The 9,487-nt window shown below is 63.6% G+C and carries 5 protein-coding genes; 2 read left to right on the top strand and 3 right to left on the bottom strand.

The window, feature by feature from the left end; translation table 11 throughout:
• Window positions 1-523: 523 nt before the first annotated feature.
• A complete protein-coding gene (locus JMV54_RS10545; RefSeq protein ID WP_201518882.1) occupies window positions 524-1,327 on the bottom strand; it encodes a PadR family transcriptional regulator in 804 nt (267 codons plus the stop codon).
• Complete coding sequence (locus JMV54_RS10540) at window positions 1,324-2,463, bottom strand: DUF4097 family beta strand repeat-containing protein (protein ID WP_201518881.1); 1,140 nt, start codon at window positions 2,461-2,463, stop codon at window positions 1,324-1,326. Before JMV54_RS10540 ends, JMV54_RS10545 begins: the two co-directional genes overlap by 4 nt.
• Before the next feature lie 261 nt (window positions 2,464-2,724).
• Here JMV54_RS10540 and JMV54_RS10535 point away from each other — a divergent pair, with 261 nt between their 5' ends.
• Window positions 2,725-5,910 (top strand): efflux RND transporter permease subunit, encoded by a 3,186-nt coding sequence (locus tag JMV54_RS10535; protein ID WP_201518880.1) that lies wholly within the window; start codon window positions 2,725-2,727, stop codon window positions 5,908-5,910.
• Between the two features lie 84 nt (window positions 5,911-5,994).
• Here the strand turns inward: JMV54_RS10535 and JMV54_RS10530 are convergent, their stop codons facing one another.
• Window positions 5,995-6,282 (bottom strand): hypothetical protein, encoded by a 288-nt coding sequence (locus JMV54_RS10530; RefSeq protein ID WP_201518879.1) that lies wholly within the window; start codon window positions 6,280-6,282, stop codon window positions 5,995-5,997.
• Window positions 6,283-6,460: 178 nt separating this feature from the next.
• On the opposite strand from JMV54_RS10530, the gene JMV54_RS10525 reads away from it, so the two are divergent.
• Window positions 6,461-9,385 carry a lamin tail domain-containing protein gene (locus JMV54_RS10525; protein ID WP_201518878.1) on the top strand — a complete coding sequence of 975 codons (2,925 nt, stop codon included), beginning with the start codon at window positions 6,461-6,463 and terminating at the stop codon, window positions 9,383-9,385.
• The last annotated feature ends 102 nt before the right edge of the window (window positions 9,386-9,487 follow it).

The raw sequence follows: 9,487 nt of genomic DNA, 5'->3' as shown, positions 1-9,487 counted from the left end.
GATATCATCTAGTCTGGTGTGCCTGGAGGAGTGTATAAGAGACAGAAGTACTGTCTTGCAGAGGATGCAGTAGAACGTGTGTTGGATGAACACTACTACTCACTGTTGTCGTTATCCAACGAGGCTCACATCTTTAACGCTGTAGGAAACAATTCCATTGATACTGTTGAAATGCTGTTTGCAATGACCATTTCTCGTTTAGTTGGTGCGATGTCTCTGCCGTGTTTTTTTTTTCAAGCAGAAGACGGCATACGAGATTCGCCTTAGTCTCGTGGGCTCGGGATGATTTCGCGGGATGCGGGCGGCTGCGCGGTGTGGCCTCGCGGGTAGGGATGCGCGTGTTCAACATGGCGCTGCCACGACGCCAATTAGCGCTGCCACGACGCCAAGTGACCCTGTTATTGCGGAGTGACCCTCCTATAGCAGGGTCATTTGGCGGTAACAGGGTCACTTGCTGGTAAAACGCGGGGGTGGATGCGCGGGTGCGGGCGGCGCCCCGCGCCCCCGCGCCCGCGCGACGGGGCTAGCGTCGGTGGATGCCCACCTGTTCGGCGAACCGGCGGGCGTGTTCGCCGAGGCTTTGGCCGAGGTCGGCGACAGCCTCGCTGACGAGCGATCCGGAGCGGGCCGCGAGCCGCGCATCCTGACGCACATCCTGGCGGAACCGCTGCAGCAGCTGGTCCACCTCCCGCACGAGATCGTCCGGTGTTGGCTGTGCCTGCTCGGCTTCGTCGTCGGCGCCTTCAGCGCCAGCGGCATCAGCAGAGGATGCGCCAGCAGCGCCGGCACCGGCACTATCACCACCCGAGGATGCATCAGCAGCGGATGCAGCACCGGCACCATCAGCACCGCCACCAGAGGATGCGCCACCGGCGCCGGTAGCACCGGCACCGGCATCAGCACCATCAGCACCACCATCACCACCGGCAGCCTCCGACCGCAACTCGCTCGCCAGCCAGTCGAGTTCGTTGCGCAGCGCCAGCCGCGCCTGCATCAGGCCGTCGCGAGCTGAGTCGGCCTGCGGCGCGATCGATTCGGCTGATTCGGCAATAATTTGCGCGAACTCGTCAGCTCGGGCATCCACCTCGGTCTGCCCCTCGGGCGTGATCGCGTACACGGTTTTGCGGCCGTCGTCGTGTTTGGTGACCAGGCCTTCGCTTTCGAGCTTGGCCAGGCGTGGATAGATCGTGCCGGCGCTCGGCGCGTAGTTGCCGTTGAACAGCTCGCTCAGCCCTTGGATGAGCTCGTAGCCGTGTTGCGGTCGGCGGGCGATGAGGGTGAGCAGCACCAGTCGCAGCTGGCCGTGACGGAATTTCGGGGGAGTCATTCGTTACCTCCTGCGGTCTGCGTCTGGCCGGGTTCAAACGGCTGGTGACCGGATGCACGCGGCTCGTTCTCAGCGTCGCCGGCTGCGGACGCGGGTGCCGCTTCAGATTCGGTGTTGTGGATGCGGGTGGGCTTCGGTGCCGAACTGAGGTCGACATTCACCGCATCGGTGACTCGATATGCCGCAGCGGCGTCGCCGGCTGCGGTGTCAGAACCAGCCGCGTCGCCGGCTGCGGCGGCTCCTTCGGCGTCGGCGGCGGCACCAGCGCCCGCAGCGTCAGCACCGGCATCGCTGGCATCACCAGAACCAGCACCAGCCCCAGCCCCGCTAGCTGCATCCGGCCAGTTGCCGCCTTCGCGCAGCACCACCAGGCGTCCGGTCGCGGTTGAGAGCCGCAGTTTGGTGGTGGCAGTTTCGGCATCGCCTACGCGCTCGGTGCGGCCGCGCAGCGGTTCGAGCACGGTGCTGCCGAGCTGAGCGCGGCCGGTTACGGCGGTTACTTCGGCAAAGGGCATGACGTCGGCGGGTAGGCGCACTGTGGTGGCGCCCGAGACGCTGATATTGCTGATCCGCGCGGGGACCGAGCCCGCCACATCCACCACTGTGGAGCCCGAGATCGTGTTGCCGCTGAACTCGGTGATCGGGCCGGTGACGGTGACATCGCCCGAGGCGGTGCGGGTGTCAACCGAGCCGCTGTGGCCGCGCACCGAGAGCTCGCCCGTGGCTGAGGTGAGTGTGAGTTTGCCGGCGGTGTTATCGCAGAAGTGCTCGCCACCGAGCGTGGTGATGGTCACATTGCCGTGCACGCCGACCGTGAGCACATTGGCGCTGGTGGCCTTGACATTGACCTCTACCTGGGCGGGCACGAGCACGCTCACGCGCACTTTGGGGTTTTCAAAGAGGGCGCGGGCTGAGCTGCCGAGTTCGTTCCAGCGCAGCTGCGGGTGGTTGATGAGCAGCACATCGCCTTCGAGTGCGACGCGCAGTTCGCTGCCTTCTACCGCCGACACTTCGACGCGGCAGGTGGGTTCATCGTGGGCGATGATGTCGATTGACCCCTGCATGAGGTTGGCGCGAACGTGTCGAACCACTTCGAGGTCGATGGTGGTGGGTGAGTTGATGAGCCACTGTTCCATGTCGATTCCAACTTTCTGTTTGGGATGCCGGCTATGGGTGGGCGAGAGTGGGTCGCGATTGCGATATATCTCGATTTTGAAACTAATGGGATGCGGTGCAAGAGTCAAGATATATCGCGAGATTTTCAGTGACTGGTGACATCTATTTCGCGCCGCATCCAGAACCGAGCCGGCATCATCCCCGCTCGCCGATCACGCAAATTCAACGCTGGGGTGATGCCGAACCTGGTTGCGGCGCACTTTGCATGAAAAACTGGGCGTGTGCGTCGACTAGCAAAACTCTCCCTCGCCAACCGAGCCCTCATTGCGCTCATCACCCTCGCGATCGCGTTTTTTGGGGTGGTCACCCTCAACTCGCTCAAGCAGGAGCTCATCCCCTCGATCTCGCTACCGCAGGTGAGCGTCATGACCACCTACCAGGGTGCCTCGCCAGAGATCGTCGACGCCGATATTTCCGCCAAGGTCGAGACCGCACTCCAGGGGCTGCAGGGTCTCGAAAGCACCACCACCACCTCGAGCGTCGGTCGCTCGGTCGTCACCGCCAAATTCAGCTACGGCACCGATCTCGTGTACGCCGAACAGCGCATCCAACAGGCGGTCAACCGCATCCGTTCCGATCTGCCCGACGATGTCGACCCAACGGTGCTCTCGGGCAGCTTCGACGATCTGCCGGTGGTGCAGCTGGGCGCCACCGGTGGTGACGAAGCCGAACTCGCCGAACACCTGCACAACTACGTCGTTCCAAAACTGCGCGAACTTGATGGCGTGCGCGGCGTGACCGTCACCGGCGACCAGCCCGACCGCATCTCAATCACACCGCGCGATAGCGATATGACTGAAAACGCGGTGGCGATCGCCGACATCACCGACGCACTCGAAAACGCCGGGGTGCTCATCCCCGCCGGGCAACTCACCGAGGGCGACAACACGCTCACGGTGCAGGCCGGCAACCTGATCAACGACGCCGCCGATCTCGGCAAAATCGCCCTCAAATCCGACCGGGTCGACCCCACCAAGCTCATCACCCTCGCCGATGTTGCCGATGTCGAGCTCGAGCCCTCACCCAAGACCACCGTCTCGCGGGTCAACGGCGAAGACGCCCTGACGATCTCAGTCACCAAACGTCCCGCCGCCAACACTGTCGAGGTATCGGATGCGGTTGCCGAGCTGCTGCCCGAACTCAACACCCTCATCCCCGACGGAGCCAAACTCGAGGTCGTCACCGACCAGGCCCCGTTCATCACCCAGTCAATCGATACGCTTGTCACCGAGGGCCTACTGGGGCTCGCGTTCGCGGTGCTCGTGATTTTTGTGTTCCTGCTCTCGGTGCGCGCGACACTGGTCACCGCGATATCAATTCCCACCTCGCTGCTGGTGACCTTCATCGCGATGCGATTCGCCGACTATTCGCTCAACATCCTCACGCTCGGCGCGCTCACCATCGCCATCGGCCGCGTGGTGGACGACTCGATCGTGGTGGTGGAAAACATCCGCCGTCACCTGCAGCTGCACCCCACCGCCACACTGCGCCCGGCCGAACGTGCCCGCGTGGTTGGCGGGGCAGTGGGCGAGGTGGCCACCGCAATCACCGCATCCACCATCGCCACCGTTGCCGTCTATCTGCCGATCGTGTTTGTTGCCGATGTCACCGGCGAACTCTTCCGGCCTTTCGCGCTCACCAGCACCATCGCGATGCTCGCATCCCTGATCGTCTCGCTCACGATTGTGCCGGTGCTGGCCTATTGGTTCCTCGCCGGTGGTCGACTGCGTGCCGCGGCACAGGCACAAAAGGTCGGTAAACACGCCGCCGAAGACGAGGATGCGCGCGCCACAGAAGACAGCGAAGACGAACCAGCCAACTGGCTGCAGCGCGCCTATGCGCCGGCGCTGCGCTTTGCCATCCGCCGCCCGGCGCTGGTGCTCATCGCGGCCGCGCTGGTGCTCGGCGGCACCATCGCCGTCGCGCCGCTAATGAAAACCAACTTCCTCGGCTCAACCGGACAAGAGAGCTTCAGCATTCGGCAAACGCCGCCCGCCAACGCATCCCTCGCCAATATGGGCGAATACGCCGAGCGGCTCGAGGATGAAATCAAACAGGTCGACGGCATCAAAACCGTGCAGCTGAACTACGGCGACGATGAATTGGCATCGATGCTCGGCATGAGCTCCGGCAATATCCGCTGGGTCATTGCAACCGAACCGGGCGCTAACCCCGACGCCATCGAGCAGGAGCTTCGCGACCGCGTCAACAAACGTGACGACCTCGGCGAAGTGGCCGTCGGTGTCGAGGCCGGCGGCTTCAGCGACGGGCTCGCGGTGCGCGTTTCGGCCCCCGAACGCGGCCAGCTTGACGATGCGGTAACGGCTGCCAGCAGCGCGATTGAATCGGTCGACAGCGTGCAATCGGTACACAGCGGGCTGGATGAAACCCGTCCGTTCATCCGCATGGATATCGACCGAGCGGCCGCGATGCAGTACGGCCTGAACGAGGTTGCGGTGGGCGGCATGGTCGCCCAGGCACTGCAGCCGCTGCCGATCGGCTCGGTGACGATGGACGGCACGCAGGTGCGCATGTACATCGTTGACGACGTCGAGCCGCCGACCTCGGTTGACGAACTGCGCGACCTCGAATTGCAGCTTGGGTTCGGCGCGATTCCGCTGCACAAACTCGCCGATGTTGAGGTTGTTGATGGCCCGGTGGCGGTCACCGCCGCATCCGGCACCCCATACACCACGCTCGAGATTGCCAGCAGCAGCGACAACCTCGGTGGGCTCAGCAGCGAAATCGAGCGGGCGCTCGCGGACGCCGATCTGCCCGACGGTGTGACCGCCGAGCTTGACGGCTCGGCTGCCGACCAGCGCACCGCCTTCCAGCAGCTCGGCCTGGCGCTACTCGGTGCCGTGCTGATTGTGTACATCGTGATGGTGGCCACATTTGGCAGCCTGTTGCAGCCGCTGCTGCTGCTCATTTCGGTGCCATTCGCCGCCACCGGGGCGATTTTGCTGCAGGTGGTCACCGGTATCCCGCTGGGTGTGGCCTCGCTGATCGGTGTGCTGATGCTCATCGGCATCGTGGTGACGAACGCCATCGTGCTGGTGGATCTTGTGAATCAATACCGCGGCAAGGGGATGGATGTGGACGGCGCCACTTTTGCCGGTGCGTCACGACGTGTGCGGCCGATTGTGATGACGGCGCTCGCGACCGTGCTCGCGCTCACCCCGATGGGGCTCGGGATCACCGGCCACGGCGGATTCATTTCGCAGCCGATGGCGGTGGTGGTGATCGGTGGTCTGCTTTCGTCGACGCTGCTCACGCTGCTGGTGTTGCCGGCGCTGTATGTGGCGGTAGAGCGGCCGCTGGCCCGGCGCGCGGCCCGGCGTGCCGAGCGTAACGAGCAGCGCATCGCGGCCGCGGGGCTCGAACCGGATGCATCCACAGTCGAGTAACTGAGTTGGCGGCTGGCTGTAGCTCGTAAGGCCGTCGTCGGCTGGTGTGTGGCCAGCGCCTGTCTAGTAGTGATGCGCTCGCGATCAACCCAGCGTTGCCATCACGATCACGGTGGCAGCGATGCCCGCCAAAGCGATGAGCGCCCACTTCGCCGACTCCTTACTCCGCAGCAAACGGGCTGTTTGAGCGGGCTGACTGAGTGTCGCCTCCCGCCAAACGTCGGCCAAGCGCCACCATGCCCACGCGGTCGTCAAGAGCCCTGCGCCGGAGATCCAGAACTGCCACTGCGTCATCACAATTGCCGTTACGAACTGCATTGCGGCGATAATGGCGAACCACACGGCGATGACCCGCCCCACTACCAGCAGCATTTTGCGTCACCTCCAGCCGTGACGAACTTCGAGTGCGGACGCCGAAAACAACGGCGAACACGCCACATACTACGGGGCGTGACAATTTTTGGTCACGCCCCGTTTACCTTGGCGCAACCTGCTGATTGGTCGGCTTGCCGATGATGCTGAGCATCACCGGATCTACCAAGGAGTTTCTGTGCCTTCATTCCGCCGTATTCCAGCCTTCCTTGCGGCTGCCGTGCTGGGAACAAGCGCGTTGCTCGTGCCCGCGACGCTCGCATCGGCCGCGAGCTATGGCGATAGCGTCGTCATCAACGAAATCGAATCGAGCGGCCCCGGCAACGACTGGGTCGAGCTTCACAACCCCACCGACGCCGCGATCGACATCAGTAACTGGATCGTGCAGGACGACAAAGACCGCATCGGTAACGACGCCTTTGTTTTCCCCGCCGGTACGGTGATTGAACCCGGTGCGTATCTCGTTATTGAAGAGAGCAAAGATTTCACCTTTGGTCTCGGCAAGGCCGACTCGGTGCGACTCTACGACCAAGCGCAGCAGGCGGTTGACGAGTACAGCTGGAGCGCCCACGCCCCGGTAACCTACGGGCGTAACGCCGAGGGCGTGTGGGGCGAGACCGCGCAGGAAACTCCCGGCGCAGCAAATATTTTTGAACTGCCCACCCAGCCCGGCGAAGTGGTGCTCAACGAGATCGACTCGGCGCCCGCCGACTGGGTCGAGCTGTACAACAAGGGCGACCAGCCCGTTTCGCTCGACGGCTACGAGCTGCGCGACAACTCGGATGACCACCGCTGGATGTTCCCGGCTGGCACCACGATCGAGCCCGGTGAATTTCTGGTCGTGGATGCAAAATCGCCCGGCATGATCTGGGACCAGGCCACCAACGCCTATGTCGACGGCACGTTTGAAGGTGCGATCGGCATCGGCTCGGCCGACTCGATGCGGCTCTACAACGCCGACGGCGAAAAAATCGACGAGCACTCGTGGGTTGGCCACGCAAATATCGACGGTGATGAAGCATCCGCCACTCTCGCCCGCTGCCCCGACGGAGCCGGCGCATTCAAGCTCGCGCGCGTAACCATGGGCGCTGCCAACGAGTGTGTGGCGCCAAAGGTGGTCATCAACGAGATCGAATCGAACGGTGACACCGTCAACGGTGACTGGGCCGAAATCAAGAACATCGGCACCGAACCGGTCGACATTTCGGGCTGGTACCTGCTCGACAACGACCCGACGGGTCACGCATCCGATGTCACCCCGGTGGCCGAGGGCACGGTGCTCGAACCGGGTGCCTACTTCGTGTTTGCCGAAAACAAGCAGTTCTCGTTTGGACTGGGCAAGAACGATCTCGTGTCGATCCACGATGCTGACGGTGTGGTTGTAGCCGAGCACGGCTGGACCGGGCACGCCGCCGGTGTGCTGGCCCGCTGCCCCGACGGCACCGGCGAATTTAGGGATGTGGAGGTGTCGACCATCGGCGCCCGCAACGCCTGCGGTAACCCGGTGGTGCTGAGCGAGATTGAGTCGAAAGACGGCGAACCGGGCGACTGGATCGAGCTGTACAACCCGCTCGACACCGACCTCGAAGTGGGCGGTCTTGTGATCAAAGACAACGACGACTCGCACGCCTACACGATCCCCGAGGGCACTGTGATCGCCGCCGGCGGCTACCTCGTGCTTGAAGAGGCCGACTTCGGTTTTGGTCTCGGTGGTGCCGATAGCGTCCGCATTTTTGAGGGTGACGAGCTGGTGCAGGAATACAGCTGGACCAAGCACGCGCCCACCACTTACGCACTGTGCTCGGGCAGCTGGGGTGTGAGCCAGCGCGCGACCAAGGGCGAGGCAAACCTTTGCGTTGGTGAGATCGAGGCGCAGCCCTGGCCCGGCAGCGACGATGTGCGGGCGGTTGATGGCGACCCGATGTTCCTTGAGGACACTTCGGGCCTCGACACTTTCGGCGACAACCAGCTCTACGTGGTTGATAACGGCACCGGCAAGTTTTGGCTGATGGATGCGCAGGCTGACGGTTCGCTGAAATTTGCCGCCGGTTGGGAAGACGGTAAGCGGGTGCGCTTCCAGAAGGATGCTGACAACCCGGATGCTGCCGGTCCCGACGCCGAGGGCATTTCAGTTGACGGTGCGGGCAACGTCTACATCGGTGTCGAGCGCGACAACTCAGATAAGGGCACGAACTTCAACGCCATTCTGATGGTCGACCCGAACAAGCCCGGCCCCGACCTGGTGGCCGAAAAGGAGTGGAACCTCACCGAGGTGCTGCCCGCCGTGAGTGCGAACACCGGTATCGAAGCGGTCGAGTGGGTGTCGAACGACGACCTCAACGGCAAGCTCTGGGACCAGAACACTGGTAAGCCCTACGATGCGTCGCAGTACGCCACCTGGGCTGATGGGCTGTTCTTCGTGGGCGTTGAAAACAACGGCCTCGTCTATGCGGTCGCACTGGCTGAAAACGGCAGCGCCACGATCGTGAACGTGCTCGACCCGAAGCTCGGCGGTGTGATGGCGCTCGACTACGACACCATCGAAAACAAGCTCTGGGCGGTGTGCGACAACGGCTGCGACGGTAAGCACGCTGTGTTTGAGCTCGACGGCACCGAGACGCCGGCGCTTGCCCACTTCGAGCGCGCCGCATCGATGCCGAATGTCAACAACGAGGGCTTCGCGCTGAGCTCGGTTTGTGCGGGTGGTGCTCGCTTCGCCTGGTACGCCGAAGACGGTGTTAAATCGAACGCGGTTCGGGTTGTGAGCCTGCCCTGCACCGTGCCGCCGGCTGAGCCTGGTGAGCCCGAGCAGCCTGGTGAGCCCGGTGGCGTTGCCGAGCCGGGTAAGCAGGCGCCTGATGCTGCCGATGGTGGCGACGACGCAGCTGGCCTTGCAGCCACTGGTGCGCAGAATATGACCTGGGTGCTCTGGGTTGCCGGTGCCCTGGTGGTAGCTGGTATCGCGCTGTTCGCACTGCGCCGCCGCGGCGGTGCCGAGGGCGATGGTGCCGATGTTGACGCGGATGACGCAATTGCCGGCGGCGCAGCTGGTGCAGCTGACGGCGATGCTCCAGAAGGTGACAGCCCGGTCGACAACAACTAGCCGGCCGCACGCGCAGCGGGGTGGGGGCGACTTTCAGTCGCTCCCACCCCGCCTTTTCCGGGGATGCGCATCCCTGCCAGCACCGCCCCCTCGCCGCTCGCC

Origin of the sequence: Gulosibacter hominis (assembly GCF_904842695.1) — a bacterium.
GTDB classification, from domain to species: Bacteria; Actinomycetota; Actinomycetes; order Actinomycetales; family Microbacteriaceae; genus Gulosibacter; species Gulosibacter hominis.
Note: the sequence above shows the minus strand (reverse complement) of the source record. Positions and strands in the feature narration are given on the sequence as shown.